14 protein-coding genes are annotated in these 23,932 nt (G+C 65.4%); 3 read left to right on the plus strand and 11 right to left on the minus strand.

From position 1 onward, the window contains the following. Position 1: 1 nt before the first annotated feature. Genes treZ through XI05_RS05885 form a run of 5 tightly spaced genes read right to left on the minus strand, consistent with a single transcriptional unit; the run spans position 2 to position 11,214 of the window. Positions 2-1,753, minus strand: coding sequence for a malto-oligosyltrehalose trehalohydrolase (gene treZ / locus XI05_RS05865; RefSeq protein ID WP_271499632.1), 1,752 nt, complete (start codon positions 1,751-1,753; stop codon positions 2-4). Continuing rightward, positions 1,750-3,828, minus strand: coding sequence for a glycogen debranching protein GlgX (gene glgX, locus XI05_RS05870; protein ID WP_271499636.1), 2,079 nt, complete (start codon positions 3,826-3,828; stop codon positions 1,750-1,752). Before glgX ends, treZ begins: the two co-directional genes overlap by 4 nt. A 3-nt stretch (positions 3,829-3,831) precedes the next feature. Then, positions 3,832-5,970: a 1,4-alpha-glucan branching protein GlgB gene (gene glgB, locus XI05_RS05875; RefSeq protein WP_271499638.1), complete on the minus strand. Its 2,139-nt coding sequence runs from the start codon at positions 5,968-5,970 to the stop codon at positions 3,832-3,834. Beyond that, the gene (gene treS, locus XI05_RS05880) at positions 5,963-9,256 is read right to left on the minus strand and encodes a maltose alpha-D-glucosyltransferase (RefSeq protein WP_271499642.1); all 3,294 of its coding nucleotides are present in this window, start codon (positions 9,254-9,256) and stop codon (positions 5,963-5,965) included. Before treS ends, glgB begins: the two co-directional genes overlap by 8 nt. An 11-nt stretch (positions 9,257-9,267) precedes the next feature. Then, positions 9,268-11,214 carry a maltotransferase domain-containing protein gene (locus XI05_RS05885; RefSeq protein ID WP_271499644.1) on the minus strand — a complete coding sequence of 649 codons (1,947 nt, stop codon included), beginning with the start codon at positions 11,212-11,214 and terminating at the stop codon, positions 9,268-9,270. A gap of 204 nt (positions 11,215-11,418) precedes the next feature. Here XI05_RS05885 and malQ point away from each other — a divergent pair, with 204 nt between their 5' ends. Both malQ and XI05_RS05895 read left to right on the plus strand, forming a co-directional pair. Then, complete coding sequence (gene malQ, locus XI05_RS05890) at positions 11,419-13,380, plus strand: 4-alpha-glucanotransferase (protein WP_271499648.1); 1,962 nt, start codon at positions 11,419-11,421, stop codon at positions 13,378-13,380. 30 nt (positions 13,381-13,410) lie between these two features. Then, complete coding sequence (locus tag XI05_RS05895) at positions 13,411-15,210, plus strand: glycoside hydrolase family 15 protein (protein ID WP_271499651.1); 1,800 nt, start codon at positions 13,411-13,413, stop codon at positions 15,208-15,210. 209 nt (positions 15,211-15,419) lie between these two features. On the opposite strand, the gene XI05_RS05900 is transcribed toward XI05_RS05895, so the two are convergent. The 6 genes from XI05_RS05900 to XI05_RS05925 are packed head-to-tail and all read right to left on the minus strand — an operon-like array spanning position 15,420 to position 22,899. Continuing rightward, positions 15,420-16,232: an HAD family hydrolase gene (locus tag XI05_RS05900; RefSeq protein ID WP_271499654.1), complete on the minus strand. Its 813-nt coding sequence runs from the start codon at positions 16,230-16,232 to the stop codon at positions 15,420-15,422. Further along, positions 16,229-16,771: a gluconokinase gene (locus XI05_RS05905; RefSeq protein WP_271499657.1), complete on the minus strand. Its 543-nt coding sequence runs from the start codon at positions 16,769-16,771 to the stop codon at positions 16,229-16,231. Before XI05_RS05905 ends, XI05_RS05900 begins: the two co-directional genes overlap by 4 nt. Further along, a complete protein-coding gene (gene pgl, locus XI05_RS05910; protein WP_271500586.1) occupies positions 16,758-17,507 on the minus strand; it encodes a 6-phosphogluconolactonase in 750 nt (249 codons plus the stop codon). The genes XI05_RS05905 and pgl overlap by 14 nt, the downstream gene beginning before the upstream one ends. Further along, positions 17,507-19,018 carry a glucose-6-phosphate dehydrogenase gene (zwf, locus tag XI05_RS05915; RefSeq protein ID WP_271499660.1) on the minus strand — a complete coding sequence of 504 codons (1,512 nt, stop codon included), beginning with the start codon at positions 19,016-19,018 and terminating at the stop codon, positions 17,507-17,509. The genes pgl and zwf overlap by 1 nt, the downstream gene beginning before the upstream one ends. 28 nt (positions 19,019-19,046) lie before the next feature. Next, on the minus strand, positions 19,047-20,036 hold the full coding sequence (gene gnd, locus XI05_RS05920; protein WP_271499663.1) for a phosphogluconate dehydrogenase (NAD(+)-dependent, decarboxylating): 990 nt from the start codon (positions 20,034-20,036) through the stop codon (positions 19,047-19,049). A 13-nt stretch (positions 20,037-20,049) separates the two neighbouring features. Then, positions 20,050-22,899: a bifunctional transaldolase/phosoglucose isomerase gene (locus XI05_RS05925; RefSeq protein ID WP_271499667.1), complete on the minus strand. Its 2,850-nt coding sequence runs from the start codon at positions 22,897-22,899 to the stop codon at positions 20,050-20,052. Between the two features lie 327 nt (positions 22,900-23,226). On the opposite strand from XI05_RS05925, the gene XI05_RS05930 reads away from it, so the two are divergent. After that, positions 23,227-23,856, plus strand: a complete 630-nt coding sequence (locus XI05_RS05930; RefSeq protein WP_271499670.1) for an STM3941 family protein — start codon at positions 23,227-23,229, stop codon at positions 23,854-23,856. The last annotated feature ends 76 nt before the right edge of the window (positions 23,857-23,932 follow it).

A 23,932-nucleotide genomic window follows, 5' to 3' on the forward strand; every position in this document is an offset into this window, starting at 1 on the left:
CCTAAGCTCCGAGGCGCCAGACCACCGACCAGGGCGGGAGCCGCTCGCCGGATCCGCCGCCCCAGATCGGCGTGCCCGCGCTGACGCCGGAGGTGATCTCGTGATCGGACAGATTGGCGACAAGGCGCAACGTCGAGCCGTCGCCCATGCGCCAATGCGCGGCGAGGAGGCCGTTGTCGGCCGCCTCTGCATCACCGAAGCTTGCGCCTTTCAGCCGCGGCATGATCTGCTTGCGACGGACGCCAAGCAGCTCTCGCACCAGCCCAAGCCGCGCATCGTGTTGCGGCGTGCGGCCGGTCCAGTCGAGCACGGCCGATTGCAGCGTTGCCGGATCGAGCGGGTCGGGCACCTCGTCGCCGTATTTTTCGTAAGCCCAGGCATATTCCCGCTTGCGCCCCGTGCGCACGGCATCGGCGAGTCCGCCCTGGAAATCGCAGAAGAACGGGAAAGGGACCGTCGAGCCCCATTCCTCGCCCTGAAACAGCATCGGCACCATCGGCGCGAGCAGGGTCACGGCGAGCGCGGCCTCGATCTGCTTTGGCGATGCCAGGCTTTCCAACCGCTCGCCGAGTGGACGATTGCCGATCTGGTCGTGGTTCTGCAGGAAATTGACGAAGGTTGCCGGCGGCAGCTGGCCGCTGGGCTCGCCGCGCGGTCTCTTGCCCCAGAATTCCGAGATCTCGCCCTGATAGACGAAGCCGGATGCGAGCGCGCGCGCCAGGTCCATGAGCGGCGTCTGGTAGTCGCCATAGTAACCGGCATGCTCGCCGGTCAGCATCACGTGCCAGACGTGATGATAGTCGTCGTTCCACTGGCCGCGATATTTGCCGTTCGGCGGATCCTGCGCAGCGTCGAGCAGGCTGGCGCGGTTGTCGCCGTTCTCCAGCACGAGGTGGATGTGGCGTCCCGTAGCCTTGGCGAGCTCGCCGGCGGCAACGCTGAGGTCCTGCAGCATGGACTGCTCGCCCGGGACAGCTATGATGTGATTGGCGGCGTCGAGCCTGAGGCCGTCGAAGCGGTAGTCGCCGAGCCAGGACAGCGCGTTCTCGACGGCGAAGGCGCGCACCTGCGGCACGCGATAATCGATCGCACTGCCCCACGGCGTGTGCGCATCGGTGAAGAAGGTCGGCGCATAACGGCCGAGATAGTTTCCTTCCGGGCCGAAATGATTGTAGACGACGTCGAGGAACACCATCAGCCCGCGCAGATGCGCCTCGTCGATCAGCGTCTTCAGGTCTTCGGGCCGGCCATAGGCGCTGTCCGGCGCGTACCACAGCACGCCGTCATAGCCCCAGCCGCGGCGTCCTGCGAAATCGGCGAGCGGCATCAATTCCAGCGCCGTGATGCCGGTCGCGGCGAGATGATCGAGCTTGTCGATCATGGCGCGATAGGTGCCTTCCGGCGTGAAGGTGCCGACATGGGCCTCGACCAGCACCGTCTCTTCCCAGGGACGGCCGCGCCACTCGCGCGCGCGCCAGGCGAAGGCATCGTGATCGATCACCTCGCTCGGGCCGAACACGTCCTCGGGCTGGAAGGCCGAAGCGGGATCCGGCACGTCGATCTCGTCGTCGATCCTGAACTTGTATTTGCTGCCGGCGGTGAGGCCAGTGATCTCGGTGACGTACCAGCCGTCCTGCCGGCGCTGCATCGCGTGCCTGCGGTCGAGCAGGAGATCGACGCGGCGCGCGGCCGGCGCCCACAGCCGGAACGACACGCCGTCCTTGGTCGGCCTCGCCCCGAAGGATGGCCTCATAGCGCGCCTGCGAAGGCGAGCACGGATCGCGGCGGCGCCTTGCTGTCGCTCCCGGGCAGGAAGTCGATCGTATTCAGCTTGGCATCGGTCGTGTTCAGGAGCTGCTGCCAGCTCTTGTATTCGGTCATTTTGGGCAATTTGAATGCGATCTCTTCGGGAGCGGCGTTCAGTACGATAAAGATCGCGGCCCCACCCGGTTCCATCGGGCCCATCACATAGGAGAGAAACCGCCCATCCGGGAATGTCCAGTCGCTCTCCGTCATCTCGTCGCCGGCGGGCGTCAGCCACAACGCGCCGTAGGAGACGCCGTCCTTGGGCCGGCCATCGAGCCAGCGATGGCTGCGCAGCTGCGAGAAACGGCGGCGGATGTCGGCGAGCTGGGCGACGAAGTCGATCATGTCGTCGCCGTCCTTGCCGAGATTGTCCCAGCCCACCCACCCGACCTCGTTGTCCTGGCAATAGGCGTTGTTGTTGCCGGATTGCGAGTTGCCGACCTCGTCGCCGGCGAGGATCAGCGGAACGCCCTGGGCCAGCATCAGGCAGGCCAGCACGTTCTTGCGCAGCTGACGGCGCAGGCTGATGATATCAGGATCGTCGGTCGGCCCCTCGACACCGCAATTGTTGCTGTGATTGTCGTTGGAGCCGTCGCGATTGTCCTCGCCGTTGGCCTCGTTGTGCTTCTCGTTGTAGCTGAAGAGGTCGGCGAGCGTGAAGCCGTCGTGGACGGTGATGTGGTTGATGCTGGCGCGCGGCCGCCGCCCGTCGTGATTGAACAGATCGGACGACGCGGTCATGCGGCTGGAGATGTCGCCGATCAGGCTGCCTTCACCGCTCCAATAGCGGCGCATGGCGCTGCGATAACGGTCGTTCCATTCCGACCATTGCGAGGGGAAGGCGCCGACCTGGTAGCCGCCGAGGCCGAGGTCCCAGGGCTCGGCGACGAGCTTGACGGTCGCCAGCACCGGATCCTGTCGCACCGCGGTCAAGAACGAGCTGCCGCGATCAAAACCGTTCGGCCCGCGTGCCAGCGTGGTGGCGAGGTCGAAGCGGAAGCCGTCGACGTGGCAGACCTCGACCCAGTAGCGCAAGGAATCCATCACCATCTGCAGCACGCGCGGATGGGTGAGGTTCACCGAGGAGCCGCAGCCGGTAAAGTCGTCGTAATAGCGCGGGTTCTCGCGGTTCAGCCAATAATAGGAGGCGTTGTCGATGCCGCGATAGCACAGCGTCGGACCGAGATGATTTCCCTCGGCGGTGTGGTTGTAGACCACGTCGAGCATCACCTCGATGCCGGCATCGTGCAGCCGCGCCACCGTGGTGCGGAAGGAATCGAGCGCATTGTCCTGGGCATAGCGCGGCTCCGGCGCGAAGAAGGACAGCGTGTTGTAGCCCCAGTAATTGGCGAGCTTCTTTTCCACGAGGATGCGGTCGTCGACGAAACTGTGCACCGGCAGCAGCTCGACCGTGGTGACGCCGAGCTTCCTAAGGTGCTCGATCATCGCGGGCGAGGACAGGCCGCCATAGGTGCCGCGCAGGTTCGGCGGCACGTCGTCGCGCTTCTGGGTCAGGCCCTTGACGTGGGCCTCGTAGATGATGGTGTCTTCCCAGGGAATGTTCGGCCGGATTTCGCGGCGGCCCCAGTTGAAGGTCTCGTCGACCACGACGGCCTTGGGCATGCCGCGCGCGTTGTCGCGCCGGTCGAACGACAGGTCCTCGCGCGGGCTTCCGGTGCGATAGGCGAAATGCGCATCGCTCCAGACCAGGCGCCCGGCGAGCCGCTTGGCGTAGGGGTCGAGCAGCAGCTTGTTGGCATTGAAGCGATGGCCGTGCTCGGGCTCGTAGGGGCCGTGCACGCGATAGCCGTAGAGCTGGCCCGGCGAGACGTCGTTGAGATAGCCGTGCCAGACGTCCTCGGTCTTCTCGGGCAGCTCGATGCGCTCGAGCTCGCGGCGGCCTTGCGCGTCGAACAGGCAGAGCTCGACCTTCTGCGCGTTGGCGGAGAACAGCGCGAAATTGGTGCCGCGTCCGTCCCAGCTTGCGCCGAGCCGTGCGGGCGATCCGGCGGTCAGGCGCATCGATCAGCTTTCCGGAACGAGGAAGATCGCAGCGAGCGGCGGAATGGTGAGGCGGAGCGCGCCGCCCTCGGCATGGACTTCGCCGATATTGCCGACATTGCTGCCGCCGTAATGGGCGGAATCGGAGTTGAGCACTTCCTTCCACTTGCCGCCGAAGGGCACGGGAACGCGATAATTCTGGTAGACGTTGGGCGAGAAGTTGACGATGACGATACACCGCGCGTTCTCGTCGAGCCCCTTGCGCAGCCAGGCGAAAACGTTGCGGTTGGCATCATCGGTGATCAGCCATTCGAAGCCGGCCTCCTCGCAATCCATCTGGTGCAGCGCCGGCACCGCGCGATAGAGCCGGTTGAGGTCGCGGATCAGGGCCTGGACGCCGGAATGGACCTTGTAGTCGAGCAGGTGCCAGTCGAGCGACTGGTCGTGATTCCATTCGCGGCTCTGCGCGATCTCCGCGCCCATGAACAAGAGCTTCTTGCCGGGATGGCCGAACATGAAGCTGTAATAGGCGCGCAAATTGGCGAAGCGCTGCCACTCGTCGCCGGGCATGCGGCCGAGGATCGAGCGCTTGCCGTGCACGACCTCGTCATGCGACAGCGGCAGGATGAAGTTTTCCGAGAACGCATAGTGCAGGCCGAACAGGATCTCGCCGTGATGATGCTTGCGGTGGATCGGATCCTTGCTGATGTAGTTCAGCGTGTCGTGCATCCAGCCCATGTTCCACTTGTAGCCGAAGCCGAGCCCGCCGAACTCGACCGGGCGCGAGACTTGGGGCCAGGCGGTGGATTCCTCCGCGGCCGTGGTCGCCTGCGGGAAGCGGGCGAACATCTCCGTGTTGAAGCGGCGCAGGAAGTTGATCGCCTCGATGTTCTCCCGCCCGCCATACTGGTTTGGAATCCACGCGCCGGGCGGCCGGCTGTAGTCGAGATAGAGCATGGACGCGACCGCATCGACGCGCAGGCCGTCGATGGCATAACGCTCCATCCAGAACAGCGCGTTCGACACCAGGAAGTTCGTCACTTCGGTGCGGCCGTAATTGTAGATCAGCGTGCCCCAGTCGAGGTGGCGGCCCTGCAGCGGGTTGGCGTGCTCGTAGAGCGCGGTGCCGTCGAAATGGCCGAGCCCGTGCGGGTCGTCCGGGAAGTGACCCGGCACCCAGTCGAGCAGCACGCCGATGCCTTCGCGGTGGCAGGCATCGATCAGCGCCGCAAAATCCTCGGGGCTGCCGAAACGGCTGGTCGGCGCATAGAGGCCGGTCGGCTGATAGCCCCACGAGCCGTCGAACGGATGCTCGCTCACGGGCAGGAATTCGAGATGGGTGAAGCCCATGTCGCGGGCATAGGCCGGCAGCTGCTCGGCCAGCTCGCGATAGGTCAGCCATTCATTGTTGCCTTTGCGCCGCCACGAGCCGAGATGGACCTCGTAGATCGACATCGGCGCCGACAATGCATTGATGCCTTCGGGCGCCGGGCGCGGCCGCGGCAGATGCGCCTCGTCGAACACGATCGACGCCGTCTTCGGCCGCAGCTCGCTGGCGAATGCCATCGGATCGGATTTCAGCGGCAGCAGATGACCATGCGGTCCGACGATCTCGAACTTGTAGTGATCGCCTGCCTTCGCATGCGGGATGAACAATTCCCAATAGCCGTTGCCGCGCACCCGCATCGGATGGCGCCGCCCGTCCCAGAAGTTGAAGTCGCCGACCACGGAGACGCGCCGCGCATTCGGCGCCAGCACGACGAAGCCGATGCCGTCGACCCCCTCGAGCCGCAAGGGGTGCGCGCCGAGCTTGTCGTAGAGGCGCTGATGGGTGCCTTCGCCGAGAAGGTAGAGGTCGAAATCGGTCAGGATCGGCGGAAAGCGGTAGGCATCCTCGAACTCGACGACGTTGCTGCCGAACTTGGCGCGCAGCTGGTAGTGCTTCGAGCCGTTGGGCAGGGCGCCGATGAACAGGCCGGAATCGTGGACGCGGTCGAGCGGCGCGACCTCGCCATGGTCGCCGACCGCCTCGACATTGGTGGCCTCGGGCAGAAATGCGCGGACCACGCTTTTGCCGCCCTCGGGATGCAGCCCGAGATAGTGGAAGGGGTCGGAGTGGCGGCCCTCGATGATCGCGTAGGCTTCGGCGGGCAGTTTAGGCATGGGCTTCGCTCTCGGCACTGGACAGAATGCGAAGCAGTCCGGTCAGCGGCGCATGGAGCCCCTCAGGCCGGTGGGACAGCTCGTACTCTACGTCGTGGAACGCTCGATCTAGCAGAAAGAATCTCAACAGGCCTTTCGCGGAGGACCCATCGTCCGGCCACAGCCTCCGGTCCGTCATGGCCTCGCGGTAGGCGGACAGGAAGATCGCGGCGGCGCGCTCGCGCCATTCGTCGAGGGCGGCCGCGAGCCGGTCCTGCTCGTCGGAAGCGCCCGTGCGCGCACGGCTCAGCGCCGCGTTGACCGAAAGGTTGATGGAATGGATTAGCCCGGCGACGTCGCGGGCGGCCGGCGCCTTGCGGCGCTTGTTGGCCAGCGGCACGCGTGGATCGCCGTCGAAGTCGATGATGAAGATATCGTCCTTCACGATCAGAGTTTGCCCGAGCCGGAAGTCGCCATGATGACGGATGTTCAACCCGCCGATGTCGGATGGCAAGAGCGCATTCAGCCCGTCGAACAGGCTGCCGCGTGCCGCGACGAGCCGGTCGACCAGGGGCCGGTCCGCCTCCCGCAGCCCGTCGCGGCTGTCGGCCAGCCGCTCGAGAACCCGCTCGGCACGCGCCTTGAGGTCGGAGAGCCAGGTCCTGATCTGGGCCGGCTCGATCGGCACGGGGGCGAGATCGTCGGGCTTTGCCGCGGCGAGCGCGACGTGCAGCTCGGCGAGCCGCCGGCCGATCTGCGCAATGAAGTGCAGATACGGCGCCTGCTCCTGGGTTTCGCGCGGCATCTCATCGGCCGGCGCCAGGCGCTGCTCGTCGACATAGCGATCGAGATACCCCGTCGTCACGGTCCAGCCGTCGCCCTGGTTTTCGACATAGGCGTGGAGCACGCCGAGCGCGCTGCGCTGGTTATTGTCGACAAGCTCGACGCTGCCGAGCAGCGCCGGCGTGTTGGCGAAGCGAGCGACCTCGGTGAGATAGCGGCCGATCTCGATCTCGGGGCTGACGCCGCTTTCGAGCCGGCGATAGATCTTGGCGACGTATTTGTTGTCGACCAGCGCGGTGCTGTTCGATTGCTCGATGGCGCGGATGCGTTCGGGCTCCTTGATGGTGTAGTCGGCGAACCGGCTGGTCGCCTTGAACTCCAGCCGCAGATTGTTCTCCTCCACCACTAGGTTTTGCGACAGGCCCCGCAGGAACAGGCCGATGAAGATCTGCTCGGTCGCGACGTCGAGCAGCGTGCCCTCTCGCGCACCCTGGCGCACGGCGGCGAGCGCCTTCGGGTTGAAGCGTTCGCGGTCGAAGCGCACCCACTCGATCTGCATGGGCATCACGTAGCGCGTGGTGACGTCGTTCCGCGTCGTCTCGAAGAACGCGATCCAGGGTCTGTTGTCGCCGATGTCGCTGAACGGCACCGCCGAGGTGAGCGTGGCCTTGATCTGCTTGGGATTGTGCTCCGGATACCAGCGCGTCCGCGACAGGAAGCCCGGCAGCACGTCGCGCTCGAACACCCCGCGCTCGCGGGCGAGCGAGACCCAATTCGAATTCACCGGCACCACCAGCGTCTCGAATTCCGGCACTGCGCGCGGAATCACCGGCTCCGACTTGTCCCGCTCCTGAAGCTGGAACCAGTAGAAGCCGTAGGGCCCCAGCGTGATCATGTAGGGCAATTCGCCGATCGCGGGAAAGCGCGTGCGGCCGAGCATTTCCTGCGGAATGCGGTCCTTCCACGGCGACAGGTCGAGCTCGGTGGCCTGCGCGGCGCGCGACAGATTGGCGACGCAGAGGATCACCTCGTCGCGATATTGCCGGACATAGGCCAGCACGGCGCGATTGGCCGGGCGGATGAAGGTCATGGTGCCGCGTCCGAAGGCGAGCGTCGACTTGCGCACCGAGATCAGCCGCTTGGTGGCGCTGAGCAGCGAGGACAGGCTGCGCGATTGCGCCTCGACGTTCACGGATTCATAGCCGTAGACCGGATCCATGATCAGCGGCGCGTAGAGCCGGGCCGGGTCGCAGCGCGAGAAGCCGCCGTTGCGGTCCGGGCTCCACTGCATCGGCGTGCGTACGCCGTTGCGGTCGCCGAGATAGATGTTGTCGCCCATTCCGATCTCGTCGCCGTAATAGATGATCGGCGTGCCCGGGAACGACAGCAGCAGCGAGTTCATCAGTTCGATCTTGCGCCGGTCGTTGTCCATCAGCGGCGCAAGGCGGCGGCGGATGCCGACATTGATGCGCGCGCGGGGATCGTTGGCGTAGGTGGTCCAGAGATAGTCGCGCTCGACGTCGGTGACCATCTCCAGCGTCAGCTCGTCGTGGTTGCGCAGGAACAGCGCCCATTGGCAGCTCGCCGGGATATCAGGCGTCTGGCGCAGGATGTCGGTGATCGGGAAGCGGTCCTCCTGCGCGATCGCCATGTAGATGCGCGGCATCAGCGGGAAGTGATAGGCCATGTGACATTCGTCGCCACGGCCGAAATATTCCTGCACGTCCTCCGGCCATTGATTGGCCTCGGCCAGCAGCAGCTTGCCCTTGGAATACGCGTCCAGCTCTTGGCGCAGCCGCTTGATGATCGCATGGGTCTCGGGCAGGTTCTCGTTCGAAGTGCCCTCGCGCTCGCACAGATAGGGAATCGCATCCAGCCGGAAGCCGTCGACACCGGCATCGAGCCAGCGCTTCATCACCTGGATGATGGCGCTGACCACGCGCGGATTGTCGAAATTGAGGTCCGGCTGGTGCGAGAAGAAGCGGTGCCAATAGAACGCGCCGGCCTCCGGATCCCAGGTCCAGTTCGACTTCTCGGTGTCGGTGAAGATGATGCGCGTGCCCTGGTACTTCTGGTCGGTGTCGCTCCAGACATACCAGTTGCGGGCGCTGGAGCCTGGATGGCTGCGCCGCGCGCGCTTGAACCATTTGTGCTGGTCCGAGGTGTGGTTGACGACGAGCTCGGTGATGACGCGCAGGCCACGCTTCTGCGCCTCCTGGATGAAGCGCTTGAAATCCTTCATCGTCCCGAAATCGGGATTGACCGAGCCGTAATCGGCGATGTCGTAGCCGTCGTCGCGGCCGGGCGAGGGATAGAACGGCAGCAGCCACAGCGCGGTGACGCCGAGCTCCTGCAGATAGGGCAGCCTCTCGGTCAGCCCGGCGAAGTCGCCGATGCCGTCATTGTTGCTGTCGGCGAAGGCCTTGACGTGGAGCTGGTAGATGATGGCGTCCTTGTACCAGAGCTCATCCACGATCTCGGCAGCCTCAACCTTCTTGGTGTCGACGGAAGACAGAACATTCATGGCGTGACCCCTTACGCCAGGCAGCGGAACAGAAGTGCCGGATCGCGGTCGGGATCGATACGCAACTTGATGCCGCCCCATTCGATGCGGGATTGTTCGCCGGTGAGCAGGTTTTCGAGTGTCGTCACATGGTGACGCCGTCCGCCGACGTCAACGGTGAGATCGCCGAGCGGCAGCCAGCATTCTCGCACATGCCGCGCCAGCGCGATCACGACGACGACGATGTTGGCCGGATCGGCCGCTTCCTTGGCGAAGGCCACCGTCTCGCCGTCCTCGATGGCGAGAAAGCGCAAATTCGCGGTCTGCTGAAGCGCCGCGTTGTCGTTGCGGATGCGGTTGAGCGCCGCAATGTAGGGTTTGATGTTGCCGGGTTTGTCCCAGTCGCGCTGCCTGATCTGGTACTTCTCGGAATCCAGATATTCTTCGCGGCCGAGAATGGCGTCATGCTCCAGCAGCTCGAATCCGCTGTAGATGCCGTAATTGCCTGACAGCGTCGCCGCCAGCGCGACGCGCGACTTGAAGGCCCAGGCCTCTCCTCTCTGGAGGTGAAAGGGCAACAGGTCAGGCGTGTTGACGAACATGTGCGGACGATAGAAATCGCGTTCGGGATAGCGCGTCAGCTCGCCGAGATATTGCTCCAGCTCCCACCTCTCTGTGCGCCAGGGAAAGTACGTGAAGGACTGCGCGAAGCCGAGCTTGGCGAGGCCCTTCATCAGCTTTGGCCGTGCATAGGTCTTGGAGAACAGGACCACGTCGGGATGACGGCGGCTTATGTCGCGGATCAGCCACTCCCAGAACGCAAGCGGCGCGGTGTCGTGATTGTCGATGGCGAAGATGGTCACGCCCTTGTCGATCCAGAACAGCATGGCATCGCGAAACGCGTTCCAAAGCCCGACGCGATCGACCGAATTGAAATCGGGGATGACGATGTCGGAATAGGGGCCGTCCGCCGCCTTCACCGAGCGGTCGGGCCGCCATTTGAACCATTCCGGATGCTGCGTCAGCCAGGGATGATCCGGCGAGCACTGCACCGCGAAGTCCAGCGCAAGCTCGAGCCCATACTCGAGACAGGTGGCGACTAACGCGCGAAAATCCTCGATCGTGCCGAGCTCCGGATGCAGCGCATCGTGGCCGCCCTCGGCCGAGCCGATCGCATAGGGCGAGCCGGGATCGCCTTCACCGGCGACGGCTGCGTTGTTGCGGCCCTTGCGGCTGGTCTTGCCGATCGGGTGGATCGGCGTGAAGTAGAGCACGTCAAAGCCCATCGCGGCGATGTCGGGAACGCGCGCGATGCAGTCGCGCAGCGTGCCATGCCGGCCCGGCCATGCGCCCTGGCTGCGCGGCATCATCTGATACCAGGTGCTGAAGCGCGCCTTGTCGCGGTCCGCGGTCAGCGGGAAGAATGGCGAGCGCGTCAGGTCTGGCCGCGACTGGCTCTCGGCCATGGCTTCGCCGAGCTCGGTCGCGAGCAGCGAGGTGATGTCGCCGTTCCTCAAATAGTCCTCGCACTGCCTGATGATGATCGCTGCGGCGTCCTGCTGCGCGCCATGCGCCTTGGTCAAAAGGCCGGCGCCCTCGATCGCATCGAGGCTGATATCGGCCCCGGTGCGCCGTTTCCGCGTGACGGCGTGCGACCAGGTGGCGAACTCGTCGGTCCAGGCTTCGATCGCGTAGACATATTGGCCGGGCTCAGGGGGCGTGAACGCGCCGGACCAGCGGTCATTGCCGTGATGGGTCATCGGCTCGCTCCGCCATTCGCGCTCCTGCTCTCCTCGCCAGATCAGCGCGGCTGATATCACGGCCTCGCCATCGCGGTAGATGTCGGCCCAGACCTCGATCCGTTCGCCCGCGATCCGCTTCACGGCGAAGCGGCCGCCGTCGATCGCGGGATAAACGTCCTCGATCAGGAAAGCGCTGCCGGCCGCGGCACTTTCGACAGTTTGAATTGTCTTGTTCACGGTGATGCCATTGACAAGAAAGCAGGAGCCCGTTTCCCTTGTCGGGAACCCACGCTTGGTACCATTATAGAAAGCCGCTTGTGTGTCATTGGTTCCCTCGGGAACGGCAAGCGCAGTTTGCGAGTTACCCCTGACTAACCTCTTCCGCGATCTCGTTAAAATCGATGCCCCCGGCCAAACCATGGCCTGCAAGCTGCGTGCCGAATGGATCTTTTAGCTCAAGCCCGGATCAAGGGCGTTCAATCCGAATTCATCGATGCCCTCGGCAAGCTGCGGGTCACCGCGCCCGAGGCCCTCAAATCCATCCTCGACGCCCTGCCGGAGAAGCGGGTCTATCGCTTCGTTAGCGGGCCGGTCGTGGTGCGTGCGCTCGGACATCCGCGCACGGAATTGGCCTCGATCGGCGCCCCGCCGCTGCAATGGAAAATTTCCGGCAACGGCAATGTGATCGCGGCAGGCGAGACGCGCGAGCCCGTGATCGCCTGGCCCGCGGGCCTGGCGCTCGGGTATCACCGCCTGACGCTGACCGATGCCGAAGGTGCCAGCGAAGACGTGCCGATGATCGTGGCGCCGGAACGCTGCTTCGGCGGCGATTTCGATCGCGGCTGGCTGCTCGCCGTGCAGCTCTACAGCGTCCGCTCCGGCCGCAATTGGGGCATCGGCGACTTCACTGACCTTGCAGGTCTGGTCAGGCTCGCCAAGCAGCTCGGGGCCGATGGCGTCGGGCTCAATCCGCTGCATGTCCTGTTCGACGACCACCCGGCCGATTGCAGCCCCTATTCGCCGAACAGTCGGCTGTTCCTCAACCCGCTCTATATCGACGTCGAGGCGATACCTGAATTCTCGGCCGACCTCGTGCCCGACGCGGCCGCGGCGGCCGCCCGTCTGCGCGAAGGAGATCGCGTCCCCTATACCGACATGGCGGCGCTGAAATGGCTGGGCCTGCGCGCGGCCTTCGACAGCTTCGTCAGAAGCGCGAGCGGGGCGCGTCGCAAGGCGTTTGACGCCTTCCGTGCCGAGCGCGTGCCGCTGTTGTCCCGTTTTGCCTGTTTCGAGGTGCTGCGGCATCGCTTCACCGGACCCTGGTGGGAATGGCCGCAAGAGTGGCAGCAGCCGGATGAGGCGAAATTCGCCGAGCTGCGCAACGGTCCGGATAGGCGCGAGGTCGAGTTCGTCGAGTTCGTGCAATGGACAGCCGACAGCCAGCTGCATGCGGCCAAGGAGCTCGCCAGCCAGCTCGGCATGCGCGTCGGGCTCTATCTCGACGTTGCCGTCGGCGTGCAGTCCAACGGCTTCGATGCCTGGAACGAGCAGACGGCGATCTCGCGACATCTCGCGGTCGGTGCGCCGCCGGACGTGCTCAATACCATCGGCCAGGATTGGGGCCTCGCCGGCTTCAATGCCGGCGGGCTGGAAGCGCAGTCCTTCGTCCCCTTCGCCGACATGCTGGCGGCCTCGATGCGCCATGCCGGCGCCATCAGGCTCGATCACGTGCTCGGCCTGAAACGGCTATATCTCGTGCCGCGCGGCTTCAAGCCCGACAACGGCGCCTATGTGCAGATGCCGTTCGAGGCGCTGTTGGCAGCCGTGGCGCGCGAGAGCGCGGCCCATAAATGCATCGTGATCGGCGAGGACCTCGGCACCGTGCCGGAAGGTTTCCGCGAGATGATGCAGGATTTCGGCATCTGGTCCTATCTCGTCATGATGTTCGAGCGCGACGATGCCGGACATTTCCGCAATGTCGACCATTACCGGCCCAATGCGCTGGTGACGCTGAACACGCATGACCTCTCGACCTATGCCGGCTGGCGCTCCTTCAGCGATCTCAGGATGAAGCGCTCGCTCGGGCTCGATCCCGGCGAGAACGACCAGGCACGCTGGGATGCGCTCGGCAGGCTCGACGAGATTCTGGGCCAGAACGGCATCAACGCCAACGATGTGTATTCCGTGCTCGCGTTCCTTTCGCGCACGCCCTCGCGGCTGCTTGCGGTGTCGCTGGAGGATCTGCTGGGGGTGATCGACCAGCCCAACATCCCCGGCACGATCGACGAGCATCCGAACTGGCGGCAGCGCCTTCCGGTCGCGCTCGACGAGATCGCGTCCAAGATCGATGTCGCAGCCTTGAAGGCCGCGACACGGGAACGTTCATTGCCCGGCGGGAGTTGAACGGCCGGGCATTGCTAGGCTCGCACGACATTGTCTCAGAGGATCGAAGACTATGCGCTGATCGGCGATTGCGAGACCGCGGCGCTGGTCGGGCGCAACGGCTCGATCGACTGGCTGTGCTGGCCCGCCTTCGATTCCGACGCCTGCTTCGCCGCCATTCTCGGCACCCACAAGAACGGGCGCTGGCTGATCGCGCCATGCGAGGACGCGACCCGCATCTCGCGGCGCTATCACGATAACACCCTCATCCTCGAAACGCGATTCGAGACGAAGAGCGGCACGGTTGCGCTGATCGACTTCATGCCGCCGCGCGGCAAGGCGTCCGACATCGTGCGGCTGGTGCGCGGCCTCAAGGGCACCGTGAAGATTCGGATGGAGCTCGTCATCCGCTTCGGCTTCGGCGCCGACATTCCCTGGGTGCGGCGGATGGATCATTCGCTGCTGGCAATCTGCGGCCAGGACATGACGGTGCTGCGAACACCCGTCGAGACCCGCGGCGAGGATCTGACGACGATTGCCGAATTCGAGGTCGGTGCGGACCAGACCGTGCCCTTCGTGCTGACCTACGGCCCCTCGCATCTCGAGCCGCCCGCGCCGATCGATCCCGAGGTCGCGCTCCAGGAGACCGAGACATTCTGGCGGGATTGGTGCGGCCACTGCACCCGCGACGGCGACTACCAAGACCTCATCCTGCGCTCGCTGATCACCCTGAAGGCGCTGACCTTCGCTCCGACCGGCGGCATCGTCGCGGCACCCACCACGTCCTTGCCGGAAAAGCTGGGTGGCAGCAGGAACTGGGACTACCGCTTCTGCTGGCTGCGCGATGCCACCTTCACGCTGCTGGCGCTGATGAACTCGGGCTACACCGAGGAAGCCTTGGCCTGGCACAATTGGCTGCTGCGCGCGGCCGCCGGCTCGCCTTCGAACATGCAGATCATGTACGGCATCTGGGGCCAGCGGCGGCTTCTGGAATGGGAGGCGGGCTGGCTCGGCGGCTATGAGGGCGCGCAGCCGGTGCGGGTCGGCAATGCCGCGCATGCCCAGCTCCAGCTCGACGTCTACGGCGAGTTGATCGACGCCTTCCACCAGTCGCGCATGGCCAAGCTCAAGCTCGACGAAGAGAGTTGGGCGCTGGAATGCGCCGTGCTCAATCATCTCGCCGAAGTCTGGGACCAGCCCGATCACGGCATCTGGGAGCGGCGCGGCCAGCCCAGGCACTACGTGTTCTCCAAGGTGATGACCTGGGTCGCCTTCGACCGCGGCATCAAGAGCGCCGAGACCTTCGGCTTCAAGGCGCCGCTCCTGCACTGGCGCACCTTGCGCGATGCGATCCACCGCGACGTCTGCACCCGGGGCTTTGACGCGGAGGTGGGCGCCTTCGTGGAATCCTACGGCACGAAGCTGCTCGATGCCAGCGTGCTGCTGCTGCCGGCCGTCGGCTTCCTGCCGGCGTCGGACCCGCGCATCTGCGGCACCATCGCCGCCGTCGAGAGATGCCTGATGCGCGACGGATTCGTGCTGCGGCACGATCCGCGCGAGCTGCCTCCGGGACAGCCGCCGCTCGAAGGCGCGTTCCTGGCCTGCAGCCTCTGGCTCGCCGATGCCTACGTGCTGTCGGGTGATCTCGACAAGGCGCAGGAATTGTTCGATCGCGTGGTCGGTGTCGCCAATGACGTCGGGCTGCTCGCCGAGGAATACGATTCCGTCGCCCGCCGCCAAACCGGCAATTTCCCGCAGGCGCTGACCCACATTGCGCTGGTCAACACGGCGCACAATCTGTCGGCAGCACGACAGAAGAGCGAGAAGCCGGCGATGCAGCGGTCGAAGTAGTAGCAAGAGCCGTCAGGCTCTTTTGCCTCCACAAGGACGGTGCTCCCCTCTCCCGCTTGCGGGAGAGGGTTGAGGTGAGGGTGTCTCCGCAATGGGATAGCCCCCTAGAGGAGAAAGCCCTCACCCGCGCCTTCGGCGCGACCTCTCCCGCAAGCAAGCGGGAGAGGTTGCACCGAGCTCGTGGCACGATCAACCCAAAGCCATTCCGCTCAGCCCACCCCATTCCGCGTCAAGATCATCTCCATCGCCTCGGCAAAGCCGTCCTGCTCGTTGCTCGCAGTGACATGCGTGGCCTCGTCCTTGACGTTGTCGGCGGCGTTGCCCATCGCGATCGAGGTGCCGCTGACGCGGAACATCGCGAGATCGTTCTGCATGTCGCCGATGGTGGCGACCGCGTCGGTCGAGATGCCCAGGCGCTGGGCCATGGCCTGCACGAACGTGCCCTTGTTGAAGCCGGGCGGGGTAACGTCGAGATAATAGGTCTGCGAGCGCACCGCGGTGGCCTCGCTGCCGAGCGCCTCCTGCATCGCCTTCTCGCAAGCGGCGAGCCCGGCCGCATCGGCGCTGGCGCCGACGATCTTGCAGGCGCTCGCAAGATACGGCGAAAAGTCCTTCACGATGGTCGGGTCGGCGCGGATCGTGTGCTGCTCGTGCGCGACGTAGCTGCCGCTGGGATTGTCGATCAGCCATTTGTCGGTGGTGAACAGCCAGATGTCGGCGCCGTAGTCGCGCAGGATCTGCAAGGCGCGCTCGGCCGCGCGCGCGGGAATCAGGTGCTGCTCGACCGGCCGCATTTCGGGATCGACGATCGAGGAACCGTTGAACGGGCCGACCGGCAGCCACAGCGCCAGCGGCTCGATCAAAAAGCGCATGCCGATCGCCGGCCGGCTGGAGGTGATGGTGAAGCCGATGCCGGCCTGGTGCAGCCGCTGCACCGCGCGTCTTGCCCGCTCGGTCAGCGTCTTGTCCTTGGTCAGCAGCGTGCCGTCGACGTCGGAGACCACGAGTGAGATTTGCGTCATGGCAGGACCTTGGGTATTGCGCCGCCCAGCTTCAATTGCCGCACGATGCCGTCCACGATCGCCTCGACGGTCTCGTCGATCGAGACGGTGATGACGTGCTCGCTCGCCTCCGGCGGCTCCAGCGTCTCGAACTGGCTGGTCAACAGTCCGGGCGGCATGAAATGTCCCTTGCGCTGCGCGAGCCGTTCGGCGATCAGCTCCTTGGTGCCCTTTAGGAACACGAAGCGGACGTCGTCGCGGCCGCGCAGCAGCACGTCGCGATAGGCGTGCTTCAGCGCCGAGCAGGCGATGATGACGTGCCCGCCGCGTCCGCACACCAGCGCGATCTCGTCGGCGATGGCATTCAGCCAGGGCCAGCGGTCTTCGTCGGTGAGGGGATGTCCGGCCCGCATCTTCTCGACATTGCTGGCGGGATGGAAGCTGTCGCCGTCCTCGAAACGCCAGCCGAGGCGCTCGCCGAGCGCCTTCGCGACCGTGCTCTTGCCCGAGCCCGACACGCCCATCACGATCAATGCACAAGGTGCTTCAGCGCGGCCCACGAATGTCCTCCGGAAGCGCGGTCTTGTCGACCAGCCAGACGGTCTCGCCGTTCGAGCGCGCGCGTAAGGCCGGCAGATTCTCGCCATTGACGAGGCGCGTCAAGATCGGCTGCTTGTCGTGCCCGGCAATCTCGAACAGCATCTCGCGGCAGGAGGCCAAAGCGGGCAGGGTGAGCGAGACCCGTGGCACGAACGGCGCGACGTTCGCCTTGAGCACGCCGACGACCCAGCGTCGGGTCTCCTCGATCTCGGGGTAACCGGGAAACAGCGAGGCGGTGTGGCCGTCCGGCCCCGCGCCCATCAGGACGAGATCGAACAGCGGGCGGGCCGGATCGAGCTGGTCTGCGCCATAGAAGGCCTGCAGCTCGCGCGCATAGCCCGCCGCGGCGGCATCGGGATTGTCAGCCGTGGTCGGGATCGGGTGGATATGGCCGGCGGGCGCATCGCGGTCGAGAAAGGTCGCGCGCGCGACCGCCATGTTGTTGAGGGGATCGCTTTCAGGCACGAAGCGCTCGTCGCCGATGAACCAGTGCACGCGGTCCCACGGAATCCTGCTGCGCCAGGCCTCGCTGCCGAACAACTGATACAGCTTCTTCGGGCTGGAGCCGCCGGTGAGGCAGATCGCGATGCGGCCGGGATTGGCCGCGATCCGCGCCATCACCCGTTCGGCCGCGGCGCGGGCGAGGGCTTCGGCATCGGCCTCGACGATCAGCTTCGGCTGCTCGGCCAGAGCCATCACGAGTACTTCCGCCAGCTGCGCCCGTCGCGCCGGAGCAACTCGTCGGCGCAGGCAGGGCCGTCGCTGCCGGCCTCATAGGTTTCAATGCCGTTGGTGCCCGCGCTCTTCCAGGCGTCCAGGAACGGCTGCACGGCCTGCCATCCGGCCTCGACACCGTCCGCGCGCTGGAACAGGATGTTGTCGCCGATCATGCAGTCGTAGATCAGCGTCTCGTAGCCGGTCGAGGGATCGGCGCGGAAATAGTCGCCGTAGCGGAACTTCATCTCGACACCGTCGATGGTGATGCTCGGCCCCGGGACTTTGGCGTTGAACTGGAGCTCGATCGTCTCGGTCGGCGCGATGCCGATGGTGAGGAAGTTCTGCGACAGCCGGTCGACGTCCGTGTTCGAAAACATCGACAGCGGCGCCTGCTTGAACTTGATCGCGACTTCGGTGCGCTTGTGCTTGAGCGCCTTGCCGGTGCGCAAATAGAAGGGCACGCCGGCCCAGCGCCAATTGTCGATCATCAGCTTGAGCGCGACGAAGGTCTCCGTGGTGCTGTCCGGCTTGACGTCCTCAGTCTTGCGATAGTCCGGAATCTCCTCGTCGCCGATGCGGCCGGCGAGATATTGCGCCCGCACCGAATTCCTCAGCGCTTCTTCCTTGCTGGGCTTCTGGACCGCGGTGAGCACCTCGGCCTTCTCGGATCGCACCGAATGCGCGTCGAAGCGGGCGGGCGGCTCCATCGCGACCAGCGACATCAGCTGGAACAGGTGGTTCGGCACCATGTCGCGCAGCGCGCCGGTGGCATCGTAGAAGCCGCCGCGGTGGCCGACGCCGAGCTTCTCCTCCACGGTGATCTGGATGTGGTCGATGTGGTTGCGATTCCAGATCGGCTCGAACATGCCGTTGGCAAAGCGCAGCACCAGGATGTTCTGCACCGTTTCCTTGCCGAGATAATGGTCGATCCGGTAGATCTGGTGCTCGTCCATGATCTTCAGCAGCTCGGCATTCAGCGCGCGGGCCGAGGCGAGGTCGGTGCCGAACGGCTTTTCGATCACGAGCCGCCGCCAGGCGCCGTTCTCCTTCATCATGCCGGTGCGGCCGAGCTCCCGCGCGGTCGGCGCGAACGCGGCGGGCGGCGTCGCCAGATAGAACAGCCGGTTGCCGCCGGTGCCTTGCGCGCATTCCAGCGAATCCAGATGCTGGTGCAGGCGATCGAAGGAGGGCGGATCCTTCGGATCGGCCTCGACGAAGGTCACGCATTCCAGCAGCCTCGTCGCGATGTCGTCGTCGACGGGGCGCGTCGCAAATTGCCGCAAGCCCTTCAGCAGACTGTCGCGCAGCTCCTCATCGGACTGGCCCCTGCGGGCGACGCCGACGACGCAGAACTTTTCCGGCAACAGATGCTCGGCGGCCAGATTGTAGAGCGACGGCATCACCAGGCGATGGGTGAGATCGCCGGTGACGCCAAAGATGACGAAGGCGCAATTGTCCGGCTTGCGCTTTGGCTGCGGGTCTTTTGTCACGAATGGTCGGCCTTCGCTTGGTTACTCGTCACTTTGGCTTCGCCGCACCCGGCTCCTTGTGCCCGCCGAACCCGGCACGCATCGCGGAGAGAATTTTTTCGGCGAAGGTGTGCTCCTTGCGGGAGCGGAAACGCGTGTAGAGCGCCGCGGTCAGGACTTCGGCCGGCACGGCCTCGTCGATCGCGGCATTCACGGTCCAGCGTCCTTCGCCGGAATCCTCCACGAAGCCGGAATATTCGGCAAGCTGCGGACTGTCGGCGAGCGCGGTCGAGGTGAGGTCGAGCAGCCAGGATGGAATCACGCTGCCGCGCCGCCACACTTCGGCGATGTCGGCGAGATCGAAATCGTAGCGGTGATCCGCCGGCAAGGCCTCGATATTGGCGTTCTTGAGGATGTCGAAACCTTCGGCATAGGCCTGCATCAGGCCGTATTCGATGCCGTTGTGGATCATCTTGACGAAGTGCCCGGCGCCGACGGGGCCGGCGTGAATGTAGCCCTGCTCGATGCGGGGATCGCGGCCCTCGCGCCCCGGCGTGCGCGGAATGTCGCCGGCGCCCGGCGCGAGCGCCGCGAAGATCGGATCGAGCCGGTCGACCACCGTCTTCTCGCCGCCGATCATCATGCAGTAACCGCGGTCGAGCCCCCAGACGCCGCCCGAGGTGCCGACATCGACGTAATGGATGCCGCGCGCCTTCAGCGCCTTGCCGCGGCGGACGTCGTCCTGCCAAAAGGTGTTGCCGCCGTCGATGATGACGTCGCCTTCCTGCATCACGCCGGCGATCGTCTCGATCGTGGTCTCGGTGATGCGTCCAGCCGGCAGCATCACCCAGGCCGTGCGCGGCCGCTCCAGCTTGGCGACGAACTCTTCCAGCGTCGCCGAGCCGACCGCGCCGTCTGCGGCAAGGCCGGCGACGGCCTTGGCGTCCTTGTCGTAGACCACCGTCGAATGCCCGTGGCGCATCAGGCGGCGAACGATGTTGCCGCCCATTCGGCCGAGGCCGATCATGCCGAGTTGCATCTGCCTTATTCCTTCAGTTCAGCGCGTCGTTGAGCGCCGCATTGAGCGCGGCGAGGCCTTTCTTGAGCCCGCCCTTCAGGTGCACGCGCAACGCGCGCCGGCCGCGTTCCGTCAGTACGTCGAAATCGCCGCGCGCCTGCGCCGCCTTGATCACGCCGAAGCTCGCCTTCTGGCCCGGCACGGGCAGGTCCTTGGCATCGTCCGCGGTGATCTGCAGGAACACGCCGCTGTCGGGCCCGCCCTTGTAGGCCTGTCCCGTCGAGTGCAGGAAGCGCGGGCCGAACTCGGCGCAGGTCGCGACGTGCCGCTTCTCGCGCACCTCGAGCCGCATCGCCTGGAGCGCGTCGATCGTGGCCTTGTCGCGCGCGATGTAGCCGAGCAGGGCGACGTAGTCTCCGTCGCTGGATCGCGACAGATGCGCCTTCAGCCAGGAGCTGAGATCGCCATTGGCGCCGGCGGCGCGCAGCGCCGTGGCATTGGCCGCGTCGGTGTAGAGATCGGCGTCCTTGGTGCTGACCACCGGCTCTTCTGCCGGCAGCTTGCCGGTCTTCTCGAACGCGGCCGTGAGCTCGCGGGTCTTGATCTTGGCCGCTTCCACGTCCGGCTGGTCGAACGGGTTGATGCCGAGAATGCTGCCGGCCACGGCGGTTGCCATTTCGAAGCGGAAGAATTCCTGGCCGAGATGCTCGATCGACTTCATGACGATGCGCACCACGGGATGACCCGCCGCCTCGATCGCGGCAAGCTGGGAATCGTGTGCGGCATCCGCTTCGCCTTCGACACGGATATCGATGAAGAAGCGGTCGTTGCCGTAGACGGAGGGATCGCCCAGCGGCTCGCCCTCGATCGGGATCAGGCCCTTGCCCTCCTTGCCGGTCGATTCCGCGATCAGCTGCTCGGCCCAGGCGCCGAAATCGGCGATCTTCTTCGACGCCAGGATCGTCACCTTGTCGCGGCCTTCGAGCCCGGCGAGACCCATGGCGAGGCCGAGCTGCACGCCGGGATTTTCGGACGGCGGCACGTCCGGGCCGCAGGAGCGGGCCATCGCCAGCGCATGCTTGACGAAGGTCTTGACGTCGATGCCCGCGGTTGCCGCCGGCACCAGTCCGAACGGCGAGAGCACCGAATAGCGTCCGCCGATCGAGGGCTCGCCATGGAAGATGCGGGCGTAGTTCAGCTGCTTCGCCGCCTTCTCCAGCGACGAGCCGGGATCGGTCACCGCGATGAAGCGATGGCCGGTCTTCACCTTCGCCCCCACCGCCTTGGCAACCTGCTCGTGGAAATAGTCCTTCATCGCATTCGGCTCGGTGGTGCCGCCGGACTTGCTGGAGACGATGAAGACGGTGTTGGCGATGTCGATCTTCGCTTCCATCGCCCGCACCTGTGCCGGGTCGGTGGAATCGAGCACGTGCAGCTTGGGGAAGCCGGGCTTCTTGCCGAAGGTCTCGGCCAGCACCTCGGGGCCGAGGCTGGATCCGCCCATGCCGAGCACGACGGCGTCGGAGAATTTCTGGCCCTTCACGCGGCCGGCATAGTCCTCGTAATCGGCAATGTCGGCCTGGTGCGGACTGTCGAGCCAGCCCAGCCATTTGTCCTCGTCCGCACCGGTCCAGACCGACTTGTCGCGCTGCCACAGCCTGCGGATCCTGGCCGACGCCCGCCACTCCTCGGTGGTCTTGGCCAGCACCTTGCCGAGCCCGTCGCCCAGCGAAAGCTGCTGGCGGTCGAGCGCGGGCCCGAGCACGACGGCGCGCTTGTGCGCGACGGCGCCGTAGAGCTTGTCGGCGGCATCCGCAAACAGCTTGACGCCGTCCTTGACCAACTCCTCGGCGATCGCATCTAGCGAGATGCCGGAGCGCTCCAGCTCCTCCAGCACGCGCTTCGCGTCTTCGACGTTCTCCTCCAGGCTGTCGCGCGGCTTGCCGTGGTCGCGGAACGCATCCAGCGTTGCCGGCGGCACGGTGTTGATGGTGTCGGGCCCGATCAGCTCCTCGACATAGAGGACGTCGCTGTAGTCCTTGTTCTTGGTGCCGGTCGAGGCCCACAGCATGCGCTGCGGCTTGGCGCCCTTGGCGGCGAGCTTCTCCCAGCGGGGACCTGAGAACAGGCGCTTGTAGTCCTGGTAGGCCAGCTTGGCGTTGGCGATCGCGACCTTGCCCTTGAGCGCGGCGAGCCGCTCCTTCTCGGACGGATCGTTGGCGCGGGCGATCTTCTCGTCCAGCTGCTTGTCGACCACCGAATCGATCCGGCTGACGAAGAAGCTGGCGACACTGGCCACGTGCGAGGGATCGCCGCCGCCGGCGACGTAGGTCTCGAGACCGGCGATGTAGGCCTCGGCCACCTCGAGATAGACGGCCTTGGAGAACAGCAGCGTGATGTTGATGCTGATGCCCTCGCTGATCAGCTGCTCGATCGCCGGCAGACCCTCCGGTGTCGCCGGCACCTTCACCATCAGGTTCTTGCGACTAACGTCCTTCCAGAGCCGCCGCGCCTCCGCGATCGTGCCTGATGTGTCCATGGCGAGATAGGGCGACACCTCCAGGCTGACATAACCGTCGCCGCCTTTGAGGCGGTCATAGACCGGGCGCAGCACGTCGGCGGCGTTCTGGATGTCCTCGACCGCGACGGCTTCGAACAAATCGGCCACATTGCGGTCGCCGCGCTTCAGCGCCTTGCCGATCGGGGCGTCGTATTCGTCCGAGCTGCCGATCGCCTTCTCGAAGATCGATGGATTGGAGGTGACGCCCTTGACGCCGTCGGTGTCGATCAGCCGCTTCAGGTCGCCCTTGGCGATGAAGCCGCGGGCCAGGAAGTCGAGCCAGACCGCTTGTCCGTGCTTTTCCAGTTCTTTGACGGGATTCATGATGCTTATTTATCTCCAAGCCTGCGGGCGAGGGGTTTTCGCGCCGGTCCTGACGCGCTATCCTCTAGCTTACATGCACCCGGGAGGGAACCAATCAAGGGTATGGGAGTCATACCCTCCAGTGTAACTCCGTCGCGATCATGGCGATCCAGGCGGGCAGGGCTATGTTGCGTAAAAGTCGTTGGCCAGAGGACATGGCCGAGGTCTCCTTGCGTAATGTCAGCCGTCGTGCCTCGTCGGCCAGTGGTTGCGTAGAGTGCCACCGGCGGATTTCGATCCGCCGTCGCATCGTGGCTCGGCCGCGAATGGCCATGCTGGGGGAAGAGCATGTACGCCAATAAGACCAATAAGAAAGGTCCGGCCGTCGCCGACAGCCAGCCAGCGGTTGCGTCGGTCAGCATCGACGCATCGCGCGATCTCGAAATCAACCGCTGCGTGACGCAGCTGCGGCTGCTGGTCGCGGCGGGCTTTGCCATGACCCTGCTCAGTGCGAGCCTTGCCTTCGACTGGTGGGACGGGCCCGGCGGCTACGATACGATGGTCGGTTATGCCGGCGTCGTCGTGTTTGGCCTGGTCACGTCCTGGCTGATCTGGATGCTTCCCGCCGAACGAGGAGCGGTGGTGGTCGTCACCCCCTACGGCATCCGCGATCTCCGTATCGGCAATGAATTTCTCCTCTGGGAATCGATCGCGGAGATTTCGGCTGAAGAAAGCCGCGGCCACAAGGCGATCGTGCTCACGCCCTCGCCGGCGCTGCAGCGCCAGCTGTCCGCCATCCCGACCCTGGCCCGTCGCGCGCAGGATGGCCGCATCGTCATCCGCTCCGAGGGCCTGGCGACCGATTTTGATACATTGCTGCGCGCTTGTCGCGACTTCCACGCTGGCACCAGCGCGCGCACCGCATTGCAGCAGGAAGATGAACGGCGGCCGCAAGGCTTCGCCGTACAAGCGTCATAAGATCGCCGCTCCCGGACCGCTATGCTGCATCGCCGGATGGGATCATATCCGGGAACGCCCGGATGTGGCGACCGAG

Origin of the sequence: Bradyrhizobium sp. CCBAU 11357, assembly GCF_028128865.1 — a bacterium.
GTDB lineage: Bacteria > Pseudomonadota > Alphaproteobacteria > Rhizobiales > Xanthobacteraceae > Bradyrhizobium.

Coding starts and splice junctions, on each gene's coding strand:
- malQ (WP_271499648.1), top strand. CDS start 11,419: ATGGATCTTTTAGCTCAAGCCCGGATCAAGGGCGTTCAATCCGAATTC.
- glgB (WP_271499638.1), bottom strand. CDS start 5,970: ATGCCTAAACTGCCCGCCGAAGCCTACGCGATCATCGAGGGCCGCCAC.
- treS (WP_271499642.1), bottom strand. CDS start 9,256: ATGAATGTTCTGTCTTCCGTCGACACCAAGAAGGTTGAGGCTGCCGAG.
- treZ (WP_271499632.1), bottom strand. CDS start 1,753: ATGAGGCCATCCTTCGGGGCGAGGCCGACCAAGGACGGCGTGTCGTTC.
- XI05_RS05925 (WP_271499667.1), bottom strand. CDS start 22,899: ATGAATCCCGTCAAAGAACTGGAAAAGCACGGACAAGCGGTCTGGCTC.
- pgl (WP_271500586.1), bottom strand. CDS start 17,507: ATGGCTCTGGCCGAGCAGCCGAAGCTGATCGTCGAGGCCGATGCCGAA.
- XI05_RS05930 (WP_271499670.1), top strand. CDS start 23,227: ATGTACGCCAATAAGACCAATAAGAAAGGTCCGGCCGTCGCCGACAGC.
- glgX (WP_271499636.1), bottom strand. CDS start 3,828: ATGCGCCTGACCGCCGGATCGCCCGCACGGCTCGGCGCAAGCTGGGAC.
- gnd (WP_271499663.1), bottom strand. CDS start 20,036: ATGCAACTCGGCATGATCGGCCTCGGCCGAATGGGCGGCAACATCGTT.
- XI05_RS05900 (WP_271499654.1), bottom strand. CDS start 16,232: ATGACGCAAATCTCACTCGTGGTCTCCGACGTCGACGGCACGCTGCTG.